At 67.1% G+C, this 18,726-nt stretch carries 21 protein-coding genes and 1 other RNA gene; 7 read left to right on the top strand and 15 right to left on the bottom strand.

Annotated elements, in window-relative coordinates; genetic code table 11:
• Positions 1-16 precede the first annotated feature (16 nt).
• Both AC5P7I_RS02200 and AC5P7I_RS02195 read left to right on the top strand, forming a co-directional pair.
• Entirely contained in the window at positions 17-1,009 is a 993-nt protein-coding gene (locus AC5P7I_RS02200; RefSeq protein ID WP_169412110.1) for a YiiG family protein, read from the top strand.
• Positions 1,010-1,164: 155 nt separating this feature from the next.
• Positions 1,165-2,106 (top strand): YiiG family protein, encoded by a 942-nt coding sequence (locus AC5P7I_RS02195; protein ID WP_069117945.1) that lies wholly within the window; start codon positions 1,165-1,167, stop codon positions 2,104-2,106.
• 102 nt (positions 2,107-2,208) lie between these two features.
• On the opposite strand, the gene AC5P7I_RS02190 is transcribed toward AC5P7I_RS02195, so the two are convergent.
• Positions 2,209-3,081, bottom strand: a complete 873-nt coding sequence (locus tag AC5P7I_RS02190; RefSeq protein ID WP_014648300.1) for an ion transporter — start codon at positions 3,079-3,081, stop codon at positions 2,209-2,211.
• A 63-nt stretch (positions 3,082-3,144) separates the two neighbouring features.
• On the opposite strand from AC5P7I_RS02190, the gene AC5P7I_RS02185 reads away from it, so the two are divergent.
• Positions 3,145-4,371, top strand: coding sequence for an acetylornithine transaminase (locus AC5P7I_RS02185; RefSeq protein WP_014648299.1), 1,227 nt, complete (start codon positions 3,145-3,147; stop codon positions 4,369-4,371).
• A gap of 144 nt (positions 4,372-4,515) precedes the next feature.
• Here the strand turns inward: AC5P7I_RS02185 and AC5P7I_RS02180 are convergent, their stop codons facing one another.
• Positions 4,516-5,118: an HAD-IA family hydrolase gene (locus AC5P7I_RS02180; protein WP_014648298.1), complete on the bottom strand. Its 603-nt coding sequence runs from the start codon at positions 5,116-5,118 to the stop codon at positions 4,516-4,518.
• Between the two features lie 123 nt (positions 5,119-5,241).
• On the opposite strand from AC5P7I_RS02180, the gene azu reads away from it, so the two are divergent.
• Complete coding sequence (azu, locus tag AC5P7I_RS02175) at positions 5,242-5,691, top strand: azurin (protein ID WP_032956045.1); 450 nt, start codon at positions 5,242-5,244, stop codon at positions 5,689-5,691.
• 73 nt (positions 5,692-5,764) lie between these two features.
• Here the strand turns inward: azu and hemL are convergent, their stop codons facing one another.
• Complete coding sequence (hemL, locus tag AC5P7I_RS02170) at positions 5,765-7,054, bottom strand: glutamate-1-semialdehyde 2,1-aminomutase (RefSeq protein ID WP_262088111.1); 1,290 nt, start codon at positions 7,052-7,054, stop codon at positions 5,765-5,767.
• A gap of 16 nt (positions 7,055-7,070) precedes the next feature.
• Positions 7,071-7,697: a thiamine phosphate synthase gene (gene thiE / locus AC5P7I_RS02165; RefSeq protein ID WP_014648295.1), complete on the bottom strand. Its 627-nt coding sequence runs from the start codon at positions 7,695-7,697 to the stop codon at positions 7,071-7,073.
• Between the two features lie 34 nt (positions 7,698-7,731).
• Here thiE and AC5P7I_RS02160 point away from each other — a divergent pair, with 34 nt between their 5' ends.
• Complete coding sequence (locus tag AC5P7I_RS02160; protein WP_075076014.1) at positions 7,732-7,956, top strand: rubredoxin; 225 nt, start codon at positions 7,732-7,734, stop codon at positions 7,954-7,956.
• Positions 7,957-7,996: 40 nt separating this feature from the next.
• Here the strand turns inward: AC5P7I_RS02160 and AC5P7I_RS02155 are convergent, their stop codons facing one another.
• The 8 genes from AC5P7I_RS02155 to AC5P7I_RS02120 all read right to left on the bottom strand — a co-directional run bounded on the left by AC5P7I_RS02155 (position 7,997) and on the right by AC5P7I_RS02120 (position 12,146).
• Positions 7,997-8,842, bottom strand: coding sequence for a SirB1 family protein (locus AC5P7I_RS02155; RefSeq protein ID WP_024957828.1), 846 nt, complete (start codon positions 8,840-8,842; stop codon positions 7,997-7,999).
• Positions 8,843-9,000: 158 nt separating this feature from the next.
• Entirely contained in the window at positions 9,001-9,447 is a 447-nt protein-coding gene (locus AC5P7I_RS02150; protein WP_014648292.1) for a DUF192 domain-containing protein, read from the bottom strand.
• A gap of 21 nt (positions 9,448-9,468) precedes the next feature.
• Positions 9,469-10,116, bottom strand: coding sequence for a ribose-5-phosphate isomerase RpiA (gene rpiA, locus AC5P7I_RS02145; RefSeq protein ID WP_014648291.1), 648 nt, complete (start codon positions 10,114-10,116; stop codon positions 9,469-9,471).
• Between the two features lie 22 nt (positions 10,117-10,138).
• On the bottom strand, positions 10,139-10,618 hold the full coding sequence (locus AC5P7I_RS02140) for an EVE domain-containing protein (RefSeq protein WP_046432339.1): 480 nt from the start codon (positions 10,616-10,618) through the stop codon (positions 10,139-10,141).
• Positions 10,615-11,208, bottom strand: coding sequence for a 5-formyltetrahydrofolate cyclo-ligase (locus AC5P7I_RS02135; RefSeq protein ID WP_075076013.1), 594 nt, complete (start codon positions 11,206-11,208; stop codon positions 10,615-10,617). The genes AC5P7I_RS02140 and AC5P7I_RS02135 overlap by 4 nt, the downstream gene beginning before the upstream one ends.
• A gap of 83 nt (positions 11,209-11,291) precedes the next feature.
• A non-coding RNA gene (gene ssrS, locus AC5P7I_RS02130) (6S RNA) lies at positions 11,292-11,477 on the bottom strand.
• A gap of 154 nt (positions 11,478-11,631) precedes the next feature.
• On the bottom strand, positions 11,632-11,928 hold the full coding sequence (locus AC5P7I_RS02125; RefSeq protein WP_005410899.1) for a cell division protein ZapA: 297 nt from the start codon (positions 11,926-11,928) through the stop codon (positions 11,632-11,634).
• Positions 11,925-12,146 (bottom strand): TIGR02449 family protein, encoded by a 222-nt coding sequence (locus AC5P7I_RS02120; RefSeq protein ID WP_005410898.1) that lies wholly within the window; start codon positions 12,144-12,146, stop codon positions 11,925-11,927. Before AC5P7I_RS02120 ends, AC5P7I_RS02125 begins: the two co-directional genes overlap by 4 nt.
• 154 nt (positions 12,147-12,300) lie before the next feature.
• On the opposite strand from AC5P7I_RS02120, the gene AC5P7I_RS02115 reads away from it, so the two are divergent.
• Both AC5P7I_RS02115 and AC5P7I_RS02110 read left to right on the top strand, forming a co-directional pair.
• A complete protein-coding gene (locus AC5P7I_RS02115) occupies positions 12,301-12,849 on the top strand; it encodes a YecA/YgfB family protein (protein ID WP_014648288.1) in 549 nt (182 codons plus the stop codon).
• A 5-nt stretch (positions 12,850-12,854) separates the two neighbouring features.
• Positions 12,855-14,177 (top strand): aminopeptidase P N-terminal domain-containing protein, encoded by a 1,323-nt coding sequence (locus AC5P7I_RS02110; protein WP_126412545.1) that lies wholly within the window; start codon positions 12,855-12,857, stop codon positions 14,175-14,177.
• A 491-nt stretch (positions 14,178-14,668) separates the two neighbouring features.
• Here AC5P7I_RS02110 and pepQ read toward each other — a convergent pair whose 3' ends face one another.
• The 3 genes from pepQ to AC5P7I_RS02095 form a co-directional block, all read right to left on the bottom strand.
• Positions 14,669-16,000, bottom strand: a complete 1,332-nt coding sequence (gene pepQ, locus AC5P7I_RS02105) for a Xaa-Pro dipeptidase (RefSeq protein ID WP_180835291.1) — start codon at positions 15,998-16,000, stop codon at positions 14,669-14,671.
• A 75-nt stretch (positions 16,001-16,075) separates the two neighbouring features.
• Positions 16,076-16,450, bottom strand: a complete 375-nt coding sequence (locus AC5P7I_RS02100; protein ID WP_014648285.1) for a PilZ domain-containing protein — start codon at positions 16,448-16,450, stop codon at positions 16,076-16,078.
• On the bottom strand, positions 16,447-18,726 hold the full coding sequence (locus AC5P7I_RS02095; protein ID WP_126411322.1) for a DUF1631 family protein: 2,280 nt from the start codon (positions 18,724-18,726) through the stop codon (positions 16,447-16,449). The genes AC5P7I_RS02100 and AC5P7I_RS02095 overlap by 4 nt, the downstream gene beginning before the upstream one ends.

Below are 18,726 nucleotides of genomic sequence, written 5' to 3'. Positions count from 1 at the left end.
ACAAGGACGTGAACCCATGTCACGCACTCTTTCCGTCGCGGCGCTGGCCGCTTCGCTGTCGATTGTCCTGGCTGCCTGCGGCGGCAAGGCACCCGCAACCACTGGCGACGCCGGCCCTTCCAGCACGCCCGACGCCAGCGCGGCGCCATCCGACGCACAGCAGCAGTTGACCGCCAAGCTCAACGCCTACATCGGCTGCTTCAACACGCTTGATTCGAAGACCCACGGCAGCATCGAGTCCTATACGCGCTGGATCAAGGACGTCGACGCCGGCCCGAGCGGGCGCGAGACCCAGGTGTACGGTCCGTTCGAGATCAGCGATTACGACATGAAGCAGTGCGATGGCCCCGTGACCGAGGCGATGGCTGCCAAGCCGGCGCTGGCTGAGCTCGATGCCGCTGCTGGCCATTACCAGCAGGCGCTGAAGGCACTGGTGCCGCTCAGCAAGGACGCGCACGACTATTACGATCGCCAGGACTACGAAGACGACCAGTTCGCCAAGGGAAAGCAGCTGCACGCGCCCTTGATGGCCGCCTTCAAGGAGTTCGTGACTGCCAGCGAAACGTTCAACGCCGAGCTGGAGCGCCAGAACGACGCCGCCCAGCGCGAGCAGCTCAAGGTATTGGAACAGGCCGAGGGACGCACGCGCGAGTACTACCGTCTGGCAATGATGCTGGAAGCCAAGGCCATCATGGATCTGATGAGTGAGGATGACTTCGATCAGGCCAAGGCGCGCGAGCGCCTGGATGCGTTCAACCGCATTTCCGACGAAGCGCATGCGAAGGTGGCTGATCAGGAGCCGGGCAAGCTGGACTGGAACAGCTTCGAGCGTGAAGCCGAGAACTTCCGTCGCGAAGGCAAGGAGCGGCTGCAGCGCGTCAGCGAGAAAAAGCCTTACAGCGATTTCGAACGACGCATGCTGGATTCGCCCTCGATGGCGCCGCGTGGCTCCGCCAACAAGCTGATGCAGGAATACAACTCGCTGGTTTTCCAGAGCAACCGCCAGTAGCGAAGCTCAACGTTATTTTTGTCGCGATCGAGCAGGATGATTGCGACATGACGCGCCCCGCAGCCCCGAATGCCAGCACCTTCCCGAGGTGCTGGAGCGCGCGCCCCCGCCATGCATGAAGATGCCTGCAGTTTTCACTGGTGCAAGGAACTGATTTGAACGCATCCACACGCCTGATTCCCGTTCTCCTGCTTGGCGCGCTGGCCGGCTGCAACAACCCGGCGGGGCTGGCGGTCGCCGACCCCGGGCTGGGGAAGGTGAACGCCTACATCGAGTGTTACAACGGCGTCGAACAGCCCATCCGCGAGGGTTTCCAGACCTATACGGGCTGGATGAAGGATCCCGAGGCCGGCCCGACCGGCAAGGAAGCGCAGCCGCGTTCACCCGGCAAGCTGTTGTCGCACCGGGTCGACTATTGCGGCCAGCCGCTGACCGATGCGCTGGCAAAGACCCCTGCCACGCCGCTGGATGCACCAGCGCGACAGTACCAGCGGGCATTCCAGGCACTGAACACCCTGATCGAGCGTGCCGATGGGTACTTCACCCGCGAGGACTATCGTCGCGATGGTGGCGAAGGGATGCGCAGCCAGCATACCCCGCTGATGCAGGCCTATGCTGATTTCTTCAAGGCCAGCGAAGCGATGGATGCTGCGCTGGAAAAGAACGAGAACGATCGCCGCGCCGCCCAGCTGAAGCAGATCGAGGAAAGCGAAGGCCGCTCGCTGGCCTATTACCACCTGCGCCTTGTCGGCGATGGCAAGCAGCTGGCGATGGCGTTCCAGAGCGACGCACCGGACGTTGCGGCGTTGCGCGGCCAGCTGGCCGACTATCAGGCGCTGGTGACGGAAATCCAGAACAGTGGTGTCGGCAAGGACGACCCGATGTGGGGTCATGTGCAGCGTTCGGCCGACAAGCTGGTGCGTACCGCCGGTCGCGGTGTCGAGCGTCTGGAGCAGGGCAAGCCGATCACCGCCGATGCGTTGGCCGCCGAGCGCAAGGCGTCGGGCAGCTGGCTCACCACCGATCCTGAGGGCGCGCAGTCGACGATCCTGGATGCCTACAACGACCTGGTGACCACCAGCAACCGCATGCGTTGAGGAGGATCCACGCATGGCGTGGAGCTACCGAGGGTAGTGCCGGGTCACGCCCGGCACGCACCCTGCGGGTTTGGTAGTGCCGGCCGCTGGCCGGCATGTGCCTCAATGGCTGAATGCATCCGGTAGTTCACCCCCGCACTTGCGGCAATGCCGTGCATCCGGCTCGTGGCCTTCCAGCCCGCAGTGCGGGCAGCCACGCGCATCGCGGCGCGCGGCCAGCTCGGCTTCACGCATGGTGCTGGCCAGCTCCGCGGTGTAGATGCCGGTGGGCACGGCGATGATGCTGTAGCCGATCAGGATCAGCACCGACGTGACGAAGCGGCCAAGCACGGTCTGCGGCACGATGTCGCCGAAGCCGACCGTGGCCATGGTCACCACCGCCCAGTACATGCTGGCCGGGATGTTGGTGAAGCCGTGTTCGGGGCCCTCGATCACGTACATCAGCGCGCCGGCGATGATGGTGATGGTGATCACCGTGAACAGGAACACCAGCACCTTGCGCCTGCTGCGCCACAGCGACGTCATCAGCACGCCGCTTTCCTCGATGTAGCGGGTCAGCTTGAGGATGCGGAACACGCGCAGGATGCGCAGCGCGCGTACCACCAGCAGGCTCTGCGCGCCAGGAATGAACATCGACAGGTAGGCGGGCAGGATCGACAGCAGGTCGATGATGCCCCAGATGCTCACCGCGTAACGCAGCGGACGCTTGACCACGGCCAGCCGCAGCAGGTACTCGGCGGTGAAGATGATCGTGAAGGCCCATTCCAGGATGTACAGGCCGGTGGACCATTCGGCATGCAGGTGCTGCACGCTGTCGATCATCACCACCAGGATGCTGGCGACGATCGCCACGACCAGGATCAGGTCGAAATTGCGCGAGGGCCGCGAGTCGTGGCGGTAGATGATGTCGAACCACCGGCGGCGCCAGCCGGTCTCGGTGGCGGGGTTCAGCTGGGGGGCAGAAAACGGTCGCATGGGCGCATTGTGCCGCAGGGGTTCCGGCGCGAGAATGGGGATTCCTGAACCCTGCCGACTGCCATGACCGCCGCTACCGATCCGCTGATCTCCCTTTCGCACTATTACCTGCCGGTCTACAAGCCCCGTCAGGTGGTACTTGAGCGAGGCCAGGGCGCCCGCGTGTGGGACAGCCAGGGCCGTGAGTTCATCGACCTGGCCGCCGGCATCGCCGTGTGCGGGCTGGGCCACAACGATCCGGACCTGGTGGCCGCACTGGTCGAGCAGGCCGGCAAGCTCTGGCACACCAGCAACGTGTTCTACAGCGCACCGCCGCTGCACCTGGCCGAGGAGCTGGTGAAGGCCAGCCGCTTCGCCGAGCGCGTGTTCCTGTGCAACTCCGGCGCCGAAGCCAACGAAGTGGCGATCAAGATGGTCCGCAAGTGGGCCTCCAGCCAGGGCCGCCCGGCCGACAAGCGGGTGATCATCACCTTCCGTGGCAGTTTCCACGGCCGCACCCTGGGCGCGGTGACCGCCACTGCCCAGCCGAAGTACCAGGAAGGCTACGAGCCGCTGCCCGGCGGCTTCCGCTACATTGATTTCAACGATGAAGTACAGCTGGAAACCGCGATGGCCGCCGGCGACGTGGCGGCGGTGATGCTGGAGCCGATCCAGGGCGAGGGCGGCGTGATGCCGGCCAAGTCCGGTTTCCTCAAGCGCGTGCGCGAACTGTGCGACCAGCACAACGCACTGCTGGTGCTGGACGAGATCCAGGCCGGCATGGGCCGCACCGGCACGCTGTTCGCGCACTGGCAGGACGACGTGGTGCCGGACATGGTTACCCTGGCCAAGGCACTCGGTGGCGGCTTCCCGATCGGCGCGATGCTGGCCGGCCCGAAGGTGGCCGAGACCATGCAGTTCGGCGCGCACGGCACCACCTTCGGTGGCAACCCGCTGGCTGCTGCGGTGGCCCGCGTGGCGCTGCGCAAGCTGGCCTCGGCGGAGATCGCCGCCAACGTCAGCCGCCAGTCCAAGGCGCTGCGCGATGGCTTCGCCCGCATCAACGACGAGTTCGGTGTGTTCAGCGACGTGCGTGGTCGTGGCCTGATGCTGGGCGCGGTGCTGAGCAAGGACTTCGCCGGCCAGGCCGGTGCGATCCTCGACCACGCCGCCGAGCACGGCCTGCTGACCCTGCAGGCCGGCCCGGACGTGCTGCGCTTCGTGCCGTCGCTGAACATCACCGACGAAGAAGTGGCCGAAGGCCTGAAGCGCCTGCGCGCGGCGATTGCCGCGTTCATCGCCGCGCGCTGAGGCCATCGTGCCGGGGTCGGATCCCTCTCCTGCGGAGAGGGCTCTGACCCCGTTGCTGAGGAATGCCCGTAGAGCCGAGCCCATGCTCGGTTCATCGCGATGCCAGGCCACAGCAGCCGAGCATGGGCTCGGCTCTACAGTAGTTCACGCAATCCGGTAACGCTTCAACACCTTGCCCAATCCCCGGCCATCGCGCACGGTTTCCGCGTGCAGGCCGGCAGCGCGCGCGCCACGCACATTGGCGAACAGGTCATCGACGAACAGCGTGCGCGAAGGTGCCACGCCCAGCGCTTCCAGCGTGCGCAGAAACACCGCCGGCGCCGGTTTGCGCAGGCCGAAATCCGCACTGCAGAACACGCGCGCCTGCAGGGCAGGAAACAGTTCCGGCAGCAGGGTGGGCAATGCCTGCTGCATCAGCGCGCCGTTGTTGGTCAGCACCGCGATTGGCAGTTGCAGGGCCTGCAATCGTTGCAACACGGCCGCCTGAGGATGGCTGGCGGCCCGTCGCGCCGCGGTCCATGCAGCCACATCGACAGTCGTGCCCAGAAGCTCTCCCAGCTGCGCCAGATAGGCCGGGCCATCCAGCGTGCCATTGTCATGCGCTGCTTCCAGCCCGCTGTCGTACAGCGCGGCCTGTACGGCGTGCGTCGGAACCTGCAGTGTCCGGGCCAGATGCAGCACGCGTTGCCCGCGCTGGTACTGCACCAGCACGCCATCCACATCCAGCAGCAACAGGTCGATCCGCATCGGCTGAGCATGCCATTGCGATGAGTGCGCGGGAAACCCTGGAGCTGGCATGCGACAGACGGTCGCAGACGGCGCCGCAGGGGGCTGCCTAGAATGGCGCTTGAATCCGCAGGAGATGCAATGATGAAGGCTTGGAGGGTGGCAGTGGGACTGGGTGCGCTGATGCTGGCGCCGTCGGCGATGGCGCGGGTGTGTGCGGTGAGCATCGACAGCACCGACCAGATGAGCTTCAGCAGCCGCGAGATCAAGGTTGCCGCTGATTGCACCGCCGTGGACCTGACCCTGCGCCATACTGGCAAGCTGGCGGTCACCGCGATGGGCCACAACTGGGTGCTGACCCGCAGCGCTGATTACCAGCCGGTGGCGATGGCGGGCATGCGCATGACCCTGGCTGACAGCTACCTGCCGAAGGCCGACAAGCGCGTGCTGGCGCACACCAAGGTGATCGGCGGCGGCGAGACCACGCGCGTGCGTTTCTCTACCCAGGGCCTGCAGAAAGGTGGCGACTACACCTTCTTCTGTTCGTTCCCCGGCCACTTCGCGATGATGAAGGGCAAGTTCCTCTTCGGTTAGAAAAAAAAGGGGACGGAGGGGATTAAGTCGTTTGTGCACAAACGACTTAATCCCCTCCGTCCCCTTTTTGCGATCAGCCCTTGGTGGCCTTGAACGCCACGCGTGCAGCGGCGAGGGTGGCCTCGATCACCGCATCGTCGTGCGCGCTGGACAGGAAACCGGCTTCGTACGCCGACGGCGCCAGGAACACGCCCTGGTCCAGCATCGCATGGAAGAAGCGGTTGAACGCCGGGATGTCACAGGCAGTGGCCTGCGCATAGGTCTCCACCTTCTCGCTGGTGAAGAACAGCCCGAACATCGCGCCCACGCGGGTGGTGATCACGGCCACGCCGGCTTCGGCGGCGGCCGCTTCCAGGCCGGCACACAGGCGCGCGGTGCGCTCGGCCAGGTCGGCGTGGAAGCCCGGTTGCTGGATCAGTTCCAGCATCGCCAGGCCGGCGGCCATCGCCACCGGGTTGCCGCTCAGCGTACCTGCCTGGTAGATCGGGCCGGCCGGGGCGATCTGCTGCATCAGCTCGCGGCGGCCGCCGTAGGCCCCGACCGGCATGCCGCCGCCAATGATCTTGCCGAAGGTGGTCAGGTCCGGGGTGATGCCGTAGTGCGCCTGTGCGCCGCCGAGGGCGACGCGGAAGCCGGTCATCACCTCGTCGAAGATCAGCAGCGCGCCATGCTTCGTGCACAGTTCGCGCAGGTGCTGCAGGTAGCCCTCGCGCGGCGGGATGCAGTTGGCGTTGCCGACCACCGGCTCGATGATCAGGCCGGCAATGTCGTCACCCTGCTGCGCGAACAGCGCAGTGGCCGCTTCGAAATCGTTGTAGGGCAGGGTCAGGGTCAGTTCGCTCAGCCCGGCCGGGACGCCCGGCGAGGTCGGCACGCCCAGGGTCAGCATGCCGCTGCCGGCCTTGACCAGGAACGAGTCGCCATGGCCGTGATAGCAGCCTTCGAACTTCACGATGCGGTTGCGGCCGGTCGCACCACGCGCCAGGCGGATCGCCGACAGCGTGGCCTCGGTGCCGGAGTTGACCATGCGCACCATCTCGCACGACGGCACCAGGCGGGTGATGGTCTCGGCCATGGTCACTTCGGCTGCGCACGGCGCGCCGAAGGACAGGCCGTTGTCGATCGCCTTCTTCACCGCCTGGCGCACGGCCGGGTGGTTGTGGCCGACGATCATCGGGCCCCAGGAACCGACGTAGTCGATGTAGCGGTTGCCGTCGACGTCGTACAGGTAGGCTCCGTCGGCGCGCTCGACGAAGAACGGTTCGCCACCGACCGATTTGAACGCGCGTACCGGCGAATTGACGCCGCCCGGCAGCAGTTGCTGGGCGCGGGAGAACAGGGCGTGGGACTGGTCGTGGTTCATGGGGCTTTCCTGGGCGTTACGCGAACTGGGCGAGGTAGGCGCGCTGGGTCGCGACCGGGTCTTCGGCGGCGAACACGCTGCTGACCACGGCGACCAGATCGGCGCCGGCGTCGATGATGGGACCGACATTGTCCGGCGTCAGGCCGCCGATCGCCACCCGCGGCACGCCCAGTGCGGCGCTTTGCCGCAGCAGGCCGGTATGCGCGCGGCTGCTGGTGACCTTGGTCGTGGTCGGGAAGAACGCGCCGAAGGCCACGTAGCTGGCGCCGGCGGCCACGGCCTTCTCTGCATTGGCAAGCTGGTCGTAGCAGGAGGCGCCGATGATGGCCTCGGCACCGAGCAGGGCGCGTGCGCTGGGGATGTCACCGTCGGTGCCGCCCAGGTGCACCCCCGCCGCGCCAACGGCTTTGGCCAGCGCCGGGTCGTCGTTGACGATCAGCGGCACGCCGTGTTCCGCGCACAGCGCCTGCAGGGCGGTGGCCTGCTCCCGCCGCAGCGCGTCACTGGCGGTCTTGTTGCGGTACTGCAGCCAGGTGGCGCCAGCGGCCAGCAGCGGCGCGGTACGGGCCAGCAGGCATGCGGTATCGGGCTCGTCCGGGGTGATCAGGTAGACGCCGCGGGGCGCCGGGGAAGCAGAAGTCATCGATGGCTACCGGTGAGTGGACCGCGATGGGACAATGGCGGCCCGTGAATCCAGCCCTGATTATCCGATGAGCGATGCCACCCCCACCACCTTGCGCACCTGGATGTGCGTGGTCTGCGGCTTCCTGTACAACGAAGCGGAGGGCCTGCCGGAGGAGGGCATCGCGCCGGGGACGCGCTGGGAGGACATTCCGGAGACCTGGACCTGCCCGGACTGCGGGGTCACCAAGGCCGATTTCGAGATGGTCGAGGTCGATTGATGAGGGTAGGTGTGGACCGTTGGTCCACACACCGACACCCTCAATGCAGCCGCGGCATCGGTCCGCCGAGGTCGATCAGCTTCTCGCGCAGCCACTGCGCATCACTGGCTTCCGGGTTGCGCTTCAGGTACTGCCCCAGATCGTGGCGGGCACCGGCCAGGTACTCCAGTTGCAGGTAGGCCAGGCCGCGGTCACGCAGCGCATCGTCCTGCTCCGGGGCGAGCTTCAGCAGGCGGTCGGCACTGCGCGCGGCGCGGTCCCATTCGCCGGCCTCGGCATACACGCCGTGCAGGTTGCGCAGCATGCGCATCAGGATCGCGCGCGCCGGCGCCGGGTCCAGAATCTGCGCCAGCACCTGGTCGTCGGGCATCTGCCCGCCCAGGTGCGACTTGGCGCGTTCGCGCAGTTCGTCCACGTCCAGCGGGCGACCACCATTGAACGGGTCCATCACCAGCACGCCGTCGTCCACCGGCAGGCGCACCAGGAAGTGGCCGGGGAAGGACACGCCGTCGAGCGGAATGCCCAGCCGCCGCGCGACTTCCATCTGCACCAGCGCCAGCGAGATCGGGTTGCCCAGCCGGCGCTCGAATACCTGGTTGAGGTAGCTGTTGCGCGGGTCGTAATACTCGTCGTGGTCGCCGCTGTAGCCCAGCTCGTCGAACAGGTGGCGGTTGATCGCCGCCATCTTCAATGGACTGTTGTCGATGCTCTCCACTTCCGAGCGGAGGTGGTCGACATGGCTCTGGATCAGCGCATCGTAGGTCGACGGCTGCAGATCGGGGTATTCATCGCGCGCGATCAGCAGCGCGGTCGGCAACAGTGGCAGCGCCTCGTCTTCGAGGTCGGCCAGTGCATCCCAGTCGGGGAGTGTGATCCGGTCCTGCATGGCCACAGACTGGCGTCATTCGCAGGCCGTTTCAAGCGGTGCCGCGTGAAAAATGCAGGGGTCAGATCCCTTTCGCACGCGAAGGGGATCTGACCCCTGCAGGGTTGCCGGCCAGCGGCCGGCACTACTGCGGGTGCCGGGCGCGGCCCGGCCGTACCTTACTTTTCGATGCCCGGGCCGAATTTCAGCTCCGTGCCGTCCTTCAACTGCAGCTTCTCGGCCTGGCCGGCGTTGAGTTCCAGCACGTAGCGCGCCGGGCCACCGCTGGGGTAGGGCGGGCACATGTCGCCAGCCGAGCACGGCGGTACGTCGCGCTGCTGGCTGACCAGCCTGCGCTGGCTGTCGAAGTACAGGATGTCCAGCGCGATCCTGGTGTTCTTCATCCAGTACGCCTGCATTTCTTCGCGGTCGTGGATGAACAGCATGCCGTGGTCGGCCGCCATCTGGTCGCGGAACATCAGCCCGCGCGCGCGGGTTTCGTCATTGGTGGCCAGCTCCACCTGGTAGCGGGCGCCATCCAGTTCGACCCAATGGCGGGCCGCGTCGGTGGCACAGCCGGCCAGGGCCAGCAGCGGAAGCATCAGCAGCGAACGCAACAGCGACATCGTCAGGATCCTTCGGAAGGGTCAGAGCACGACCGGCGGCTCGCCGCCGACGATCACCACGTCGGCGCGACGGCGCGCGAACAGGCCCACGCAGACCACGCCCGGCAGTTGGTTGAGCTCGCGCTCCAGCTTTTCCGGATCGGTGATCTGCAGGTTGTGGATGTCCAGGATCTGGTTGCCATTGTCGGTGACCACGCCTTCGCGCCAGGTCGGCTGGCCGCCGGTCATGTCGCGGATCTGGCGGGCGACCAGGCTGCGCGCCATCGGGATCACTTCCACCGGCAGCGGGAACCTGCCCAGCACCGGCACCTGCTTGCTCGGGTCGACGATGCAGATGAAGCGCTCGCTGGCCTCGGCGATGATCTTCTCGCGGGTCAGTGCGGCGCCGCCGCCCTTGATCAGGCACTTGTTCGGATCGCACTCATCGGCGCCGTCCACGTACAGCGACAGGTTGCCGCTGTGGTTCAGCTCGATCACTTCGATGCCGTGCTGCTTCAGGCGCGCGGTGCTCTGCTCGGAGCTGGACACGGCGCCCTTGATGCGGTGCTGGATGCGGGCCAGGGCATCGATGAAATAGGCCACGGTGGAACCGGTGCCGACACCGACGATCATGCCGTCTTCGACGTATTCGATGGCTTTCTCGGCGGCCAGGCGCTTGGCTTCGGACATGGGAGAACTCTCAGGCAGGGAATCAGGATTTCTTTTCCAGCGACAGCAGCAGCTTCCACTGCGCGGCGGTCACCGGGAACACCGACAGGCGGTTGCCCTTGGCAACCAGCGGGAAGCCTTCGCCCAGTTCCTCGGCGTGCAGCTTGATCTCGTCCAGCGCGATCACCTGCTTCAGCTTGCGGTCGAAGGCCACGTCCACCAGCATCCAGCGCGGGTTCTCGCGCGTGCTCCTGGGGTCGTAGTAGTCGGATTTTGGATCGAACTGGGTGTCGTCCGGATAGGCGGTGCTGGCCACCGTGGCCAGGCCGACGATGCCCGGCACCTTGGTATTGGAGTGGTAGAACAGGATGCCGTCGCCCACCTGCATGCCATCGCGCATGAAGTTGCGCGCCTGGTAGTTGCGCACCCCGTTCCAGGGTTCGACCTTGACCTTGGCCAGGTCATCGATGGAGAAGGCGTCCGGTTCGGACTTCATCAGCCAGTAGCGCTTGCGGGCGGTCATGCGTTCACGGGGGCAGCGGAGGGGAACAGGGTGCCGTCTTCGGTGCAGATCGCATCCACCGGCACGTCCCACGACGCCACCGGCAAGGACTCGACCTGCTGCACCGCGAACGCAGCACCGACCAGCCAGGGCGGCGCCGGCCGGTCATGGCGGAAGGCGAAGCTGCGATCATACCAGCCGCCCCCCATGCCCAGCCGCCGGCACTGTGCGTCGAAGCCCACCAGCGGGGCCACCACCAGCGCCATCTGCGCCGGTTCCAGCGTATCGTCCAGCGCTACGTCCGGTTCGGGAATGCCGTAGCGGTTGCTGGTCAGCGCCTGTCCCGGCCGCCACGGCGCGAAGCGCAGCACGTCGCCGGCCAGCACCGGCAGGCAGTAGGTGAGGCCTTCGGGCAGTTGCAGCTGCCAGCGGTGCAGGGCGATTTCGCCATCCAGCGCCCAGTAGCCGGCCACGGCGCCTTCGCGTGGGGTGAACGGCAGGGCGAGCAGGGCATCGGCAAGGGATTCGGCGGCAGCGATGCGCTCACCGGCGGAAAGGTCGCGGCGGCGTTGCCGCAGGTCGTGGCGCAGGGCCTGGCGCGGGTCGGTCATGGCAGCGTGCGGCAAGGATCAGCCGCCATTGTGCCGGAAAGAACAAGGGCGACGCCCGAAGACGCCGCCCTTGCTGGAATATTGCATTCTCCGCAATGTCGATGCATGCGAAACGACCTTGAACCCGGGGGCTCAAGTGGGAACGCTGGAGAACCATCGGGCTTCCCGCTACAAGGCGGACCTGCACTCCCGGCGCTGTCGCGCTCCCGGTGTCGTTCTTAAGGGACAAGGCGAATGTTTGCACATGCCGTCGAGTACCGCAGAGAACGCGTGGCCATTATAGCCAGCGTGCAGGATCTGGATAGGCCGTTCGTCGGCAACAGTCCGTGCCAATTCAGATATGCGAAAAAGGGGACGGAGGGGATTAAGACGTTTCCGGCACGCATGGGGCGAATGCGCCTTAATCCCCTCCGTCCCCTTTTTCTAGGGGGTGCCGTCGATCGCGCGGTCGAGGCGCCTGTTCAGGTCGGCCAGCGTCTGCTGCAGGGCCACGGCCTGGCGGGCGTTCTCGTCGCGCAGCAGCTGCAGTTCGTGGGCCAGGTTCAGTGCGGCCAGCACGGCGACGCGGTCGACGGCGGCCATGCGGTTGCTGCCGCGGATTTCGCGCATGCGCGCATCGAGCAGGCGCGCGGCGGCCATCAGGCTGTCGCGTTCATCGCCGCCGACACCCACCGTGTATTCACGATCGAGGATGCGGACACTGACCGGTTCGGCGCTCATGTGTGCTGCTCCAGGGATTTGAGCCGGCTGATCATTGCTTCCACCCGCGAGCGTGCCTGCTCGTTCTTGGCCAGCAGCGTGGAACGCTCGGCCACCAGCTGTTCCTGCTGGTGGCGCAGGCTGCGGTTCTCCTCGGCCAGGCGCTGGTTGCGTTCGAGCAACGCTTCCACGCGGGCGGCGAAGTCCTGCAGCTGGGCAAGGGGATCGGCGGGTTCCATGCGGGCACGATAGGCAAGCCGGGCAAGGGCGGTCAAGCGTTGTCGCAGCAAGGCCTGGCGGCCGCAGAGAGGACGCCGCCGGGTTGCTACACTACGGGGTCTCACGGGCGCGCGCGTGCGCGCCCCGGGTTTCCTTCTCCGAACGAGCCGCACGATGACCGAACTTCCCTCCGTCGACGACGTTACCCGCGCCAGCCAGGAACTGGGCCTGGGCGCTACCGCTGCCGAGCTGCACGGTGCGCTGTGTGGCTGGCTGGCCGCCGGTGGCGCCCCCGGCAACGACTGGCCGGCACGGGTGCTGGCCGACGACAACCTGCCGCCGGTGGCTGCCGACAGCGTGCTGGGGCAACTGCTGCAGGCGACCATCAAGCAGCTGGAAGACCGCGACTTCGCCTTCGAACTGCTGCTGACAGACGGCGACGATGTGTCCGCGCAGGCCGATGCCATGTTCAGCTGGACCCGCTCGTTCCTGGGTGGTTTCGGCCTGGGCAGCGGCGGCCGTCGCCCGACCTTGTCCGAAGAGGGTGAAGAAGCGCTGACCGACATGGCCAGCCTGGCACGCGCCTCCAGCGAGGATTTCGAAGCGGGTGGCGATGATGACGACGAAGCCCTGTCGGAGATCGAGGAGTTCATCCGCGTGGCGGTACTGCTGCTGCACGGTGACGTGGTGCTGGCCTCGCGCCATCGGCAGCGCCTGAACTGATGGACATCAAGCAGCGCACCGGCATCGCGGCCGGCGAATACAAGCGTCGGCGCCGCCAGCTGATGGACATGGCCGGCGAGGACGCGATCCTGGTGCTGCCGGCCGCGGCCGAGAAGGTGCGCAGCCTCGATACCCATTACCCGTTCCGCCAGGACTCGGACTTCCGGTACCTGAGCGGTTTCCCGGAGCCGGAGGCGGTATTGGTGCTGATCCCGGGCCGGCGCCACGGCGAGGCCATCCTGTTCTGCCGCGAACGTGATGCCGAGCGCGAAGCCTGGGACGGCAGCCGTGCCGGCCAGGAAGGCGCGGTGGCGCAGTACGGCATGGACGATGCGTACCCGATCGATGATCTGGACGACATCCTGCCGGGCCTGTTGGAAGGCCGTTCGCGCGTCTACTACCACTTCGGTCGCGACGCCGATTTCGACCTGAAGCTGATCGGCTGGGTCAACCGCGTGCGTTCGCAGGTGCGCCACGGCGCGCAGCCGCCGCATGAATTCCTTGAACTGGGCCATCTGCTGCACGAGCAGCGCCTGTTCAAGTCCGGCGCGGAAGTGGCGCTGATGCACCACGCTGCGCAGATCAGCGTGCGTGCGCATCTGGCGGCGATGAAGGCTGCCAGGGCCGGCATCCACGAATACGAGCTGCAGGCCGAGCTGGAACGCGTGTTCCGCGCCAGCGATGCAGTGCCGGCGTATTGCAGCATCGTCGGTGCGGGCCGCAACGGTTGCATCCTGCATTACCGGGACAACAACGCGCGTTCGCGCGACGGCGAGCTGGTGCTGATCGACGCCGGTGCCGAGTACCGTGGCTACGCCAGCGACATCACCCGCACGTTTCCGGTGAATGGCCGCTTCAGCGCCGAGCAGCGTGCACTGCACGACCTGGTCGGCGATGCACAGGCCGCCGCGCTGGCCCAGGCCAGGCCGGGCGTGCCGTACGAGGCCGGTCACCTGGCCGCGGTGCAGACCCTGACCGAGGGCCTGCTGCGGCTGGGCCTGCTGAAGGGGACGCTGGAAAAGAACCTGTCCGAAGGCCTGTACCAGCGTTTCTACCGGCACAAGACCGGGCACTGGATCGGGCTGGACGTGCACGATGTGGGCGATTACCGCCTAGCGGGCGATTCGCGGCTGCTGGAGCCGGGCATGGCATTCACCATCGAGCCGGGGCTGTACATCGGCGTGGACGATACGACGGTGGAACCGCGCTGGCGCGGCATCGGCATCCGTACCGAGGATGATGTGCTGATCACCGACGACGGTCATCGCGTGCTGACCGAAGGTCTGGCGCGCAGCGCCGACGAGATTGAAGCGGTGATGGCGGGGTAAGGGGTGTTCTGCAGGGCTTGCAGCCCTGCACCCGCAGAGGCAACAGCAAGAGCAACAGCAACAGCAACAGCGCGCATTCCGTGGGATGGCGGGGCACTGTGGGTGTGCGGGGACGCCGTGAACCCATCCATGGGGGCTTGGTCGCGGCATCCATGCCGCTCACACCCCGCAAACCCACAGTACCCCGCCTTCGACAGGTTCACGCGGCTGTTGGCAACCGCGGTTATTGGCACGCGCGGCTGTTGGTAGGTGTCGACCTTGGTCGACACGGAGCGAGCGCAGCGAGCGACCCGCTTCTGCTTTTCTTTCTTCTTTTTCCGTGGTTGGACGCAGCAGGAAACTGTCAAAGGACGGGCGGGGTGGGTTTGCAGGACCGTTGGCGCCATGGATGGCGCCATCGAGCCCCCATGGATGGGTTTACGGCGTGTCCTGCAAACCCACCCCGCCCGGCCAAGCGCGGCCTTTGATATCAGCGCCCAACCACGAGGGGCTCAGCCGTTCGCCGCCGCAAACGCCGGCCGCGTCAGGTTGTCCGCCTCGCCCTCGGTGCACAGCACTTCGTCTTCAATGCGGATGCCACCATACGGACGGAAGAAATCCACGCGGTCCCAGTTGATCGCATCACCATGGCCGGCATCCTTCACTTCGTTCAACAGCATGTCGATGAAGTACAGGCCCGGTTCAATGGTCACCACCATGCCCGGTTCCAGTACGCGGGTCAGGCGCAGGTACGGGTGGCCCGCCGGGCGCTCGATGCGGCCGCCCTCGTCGCTGGCCGCGAAACCGGCCACGTCGTGCACCTGCAGGCCGATCAGGTGGCCGATGCCATGCGGGAAGAACGCGGCGCTGACGCCGGTCTCCAGCGCGGTCTGCGGCGAGACCTTGATCACGCCGAAGTCCTTCAGCACGCCCATCAGCGAAAGATGTGCGTCCACGTGCAGCTGCCTGTAGTCGAAGCCCGGGCGCACCGCTGCGCACATCTGCTGCTGGGCGGCGTCGACGGCAGCAATCATCGCAGCGAATTCGTCGTGGCCCTGCGCGGCGTAGGTACGGGTGATGTCGCTGGCGTAGCCGTGCGCGCTGGCGCCTGCATCGATCAGGAAGCTGCGCAGCGGCTGCGGCGCCTTGCGGCCCAGCTCGGTGTAATGCAGCACGGCGGCATGTTCATTGAGCGCCACGATGTTGCCGTAGGGCAGCTCGTTGGCATCCTGGCCCACTGCCTGGCAGTACGCCATGTGGATGCTGAATTCGTCGGCGCCGTTGCGAAACGCGGCTTCGGCGGCGCGGTGGCCGCGCACGCCCAGCACCTGCGCCTGGCGCATCAGCGCGATCTCATACGGCGTCTTGCTGCCGCGGTGCCATTCCAGGTAGTTCACCACCGGTGCCGGGTTGTTCGGCACGTAGCTGCCCAGCGCGCTCTGCGGCTCGCCGAGGATCGCGCTGCGCGACGGGTCGGCCGGCAGCAGGGCCAGCGCCTCTTCGGGCTTGCGGATGATGTGGATGTCGAAGTGCTCCACCCACCAGCCACTCGGTGCGTCCGGTACCACGTGCCAGTAATCGAAGGGCTGGTGGAAAATCACCGCCGGGCGCTTGCCCGGGGTGAACACGATCCAGCTGTTGGGCACCCGGGTCAGCGGCAGCCAGGCCTTGAACTGCGGATTGACCGCGTACGGGTAGTCGCGATCGTCGAACACCTGGTAGTGCAGGGTGCCGCTGGGCACGACCAGATGGTCGAAGCCGCCGCGGGCCAACGCCTGTTCGGCACGTCGGCACAGCACGGCCAGGTGGTCGGGGTACAGGGCGCCGGGGTCTTGCTGGATCATTGCGGTGGCTCGACACGGAAAACGGCCCTAGATTCTGCCGCATACCGGGAAAAACCGCTGTGCTGGAACCGGCACTCAGGCCGTCGAAACCGGTGCCTCGTCGCTGTCTTCGCCTATCCACTGGCGCAGCAGCTGCCGATGTTCGCGTGACAGGGTGAGGAAGCGGAAACCGGTCCAGCTCTGGCCGGGCACATGCGCCGGCTCGCTCCACAGCAGGTGCACGCCCACGTCAATGGCCTCGTGGCGGCCGTCACCGATCGGCAACGGGAAGCGGAACTGGTACAGCGCGTCCTCGCGCAGCGGGGTGCTGGCCAGCATCAACATGCCAGTCTCGGAGACATTGCCGAGCCGGCCCACCACGCATTCGCGCATCTGGTCGGTGACCGGTACCAGGTCCGAGACCTGGCGACGCGGCGCGCGGCGGGTGTCCTGCGGCGGTTGCACGTTCAAACGGACGCCTCCCTGTAACGGCCGCCGGCCAGCGCACGCAGCGCACCGAGGCTGGCCTGCCATGCGCGATCGACCAGCCGCCCCTTGTCTTCGGTGACCAGCTGCGCGCGTCCGGCGCTGAGCTGCCGGGCCAGCGTATCAAGGTCGGTATCGGCGATCTTCTGCCCGCGCGGATTGACGAACAGGGCGTGGCCGGTCAGCAGGCTGTACCAGGACAGGCGCTGGCGGCGCAGGGTGCCGTCACCGTTGTCGATGTCGAACCAGCTGCCAAAGGGCAGGGTCACGAGCTGCTGGTAGGCCGCCTCTTCGGCGCTGCTGCGCGGCGTGCGCGGGGCGTCGGCGCTGCCGCTGGCAGCATGTTCGCCCAGTCGTGCACGTGCCTTCAGGCGCGCACTGAGCTCGGTGCGCGAGGTGCTTTCATCCTCGCCTCCTGGCGTGGCCAGGCGGCGCGCAACGGCGGCGGCTTCCTCGGCGTGATAGCCGACCTGCACGAGCGCCGATTCCACCTCGTTGGCCAGCACTGCATCGGTGCCACCGTTGGCATCGACGGCCTGCGCGGTCACCGCGGCGATGCGCTCGGTCTGTAGCAGGCGTTCCTGCCACTGCGGCGAATCTTCGCCATGGCGCAGGCGGGTGAGGGTGAGTGCATCGGCCCAGGCCTGGCGCAGCAGGGTCTGCACGAAGCGCGGCGGCGCCTGCGTGTCGCAGCACTGGTCGATCTGCGCATTGGCCTGGCGACGCGCCAGTTCCAGCCGTTCCTTGCCACGCGCGGCCTCGACGTGGCGGCGCTCGGCCAGTTCAGCACGATGGGCCGCCGCGCGCTGATGCTGCTGCACGTCCTCGTTGGCGGTGGCGAAGGCCTCGGGCGAGCGTGCATCCTGGCCGAGCAGACCCTGCACGCTCTGCGCCATGCGCTGCAGCAGCTGGGGATCCACATCATCGTCGCCCAGCCAGTTGGCGCCGACTTCGGCAATCTGGTTGAGCAGTTCGCGTGCAGGGTGTTCATCGCGCACGAAGAAGCCGGGGTCGGCCATCGCCGCACGCGCCAGTGGTACCTGCAGGCGCGCCAGCAGGGCGGCCGGCACCGGGTCGGGGCGCTGCTGTTGCTGCACCTGCTGCATCAGCAGGCGCAGCAGGTCGAGGTTGTCGCGGTCGTGGCTGCCCAGCTGGGCCTGCGCGCCGTGCTCGCTGCGCAGCTGGGCGACCACCGCAGCCTGCAGGTCGGCGACGCCGGTGGCCGCGCTGGACTGGGCCTGCAGTCGCGCGAGGACCGCATCGACGGCCGCACTGGGCACGGCAGCGGTGTCCGCAGGAGGGGCAGTGGCATGGCGGGCCTGCTGCAGCAATTCATGCAGCGCACTGCCGGTGGACGTGGTCACGCCAGCGGTGGCTGCGCCCGGCGTACCCGCGTCGTTGAATGCGTCCTGCACCAGGTTCGACCAGGAACCGGCCGGAGCGGAGCCGTTCCAGCCGGTCAACGGCGCGGCGGAACGCTTGGCAGGCTGGGTTGTGCGGCCGCCGCCCACCGACTGGGTGATGATCCGCCGGGTGCTCGACGAGCGTGCCAGGTACGGGGTGTAGACCAGGCCCGGCAGCACGCCATGCTGGGCCAGCAGCGCATTGGCGCGGTCCAGCACATCGCCCAGGCGTTCCAGCACCTGCCGTTCGAAGCTGCGGTACAGCGCAAGCTGCACCTCCACGCCAAGGGCGTCCTGTTCGGCGATCCGGCGCACCATCGCGCACAGGGCCTGCGGTGCCAGTGGCAGGGTGTCGGCCTCGAACGCCGGCGCCGCCGCGAGCACGCCCAGGCGCTGTCCCAGCAGGTTCAACGTATTGGTTGAACGCAGGGTCTCGCGCCGGATCATTTCGGTCAGCAGCAGGTCGCGATCCACCTCGTGCTCATCGACCAGCGACAGGCCGAGCGCGCCCGGTAGCGGCGGCGGCGAAGCAGGGGCCGCAGCGACGGTGGACGGCTCGCGCAGGCCCGCCAGCGCTTCGGCCACGGCATCGAGCATGCGGTCGGCGAAATGGCCGGCGAAGGCGTGCAGCTGGCCACGCTGGGCCATCAGGTCCGCCTGCTGCATCGGATTGCGTGCACGGTCGGCGTCGTGCAGCAGCGTCTGCTCCAGCGCTTCGACGGTCAGGATCAGGGGCGCGGCCAGCGTTTGCCGGCACAGGCCGATCAACGCACCCAGCAGTTCACGCACCCGCGATGGCAGGTCGCTGGCGGCCAGGCGTGCTTTGTCGGCAGAGGTGATGGAAAAGACAGCTGACAT

The organism is Stenotrophomonas sp. YJH_SMC_138, assembly GCF_059369855.1.
Note: the sequence above shows the minus strand (reverse complement) of the source record. Positions and strands in the feature narration are given on the sequence as shown.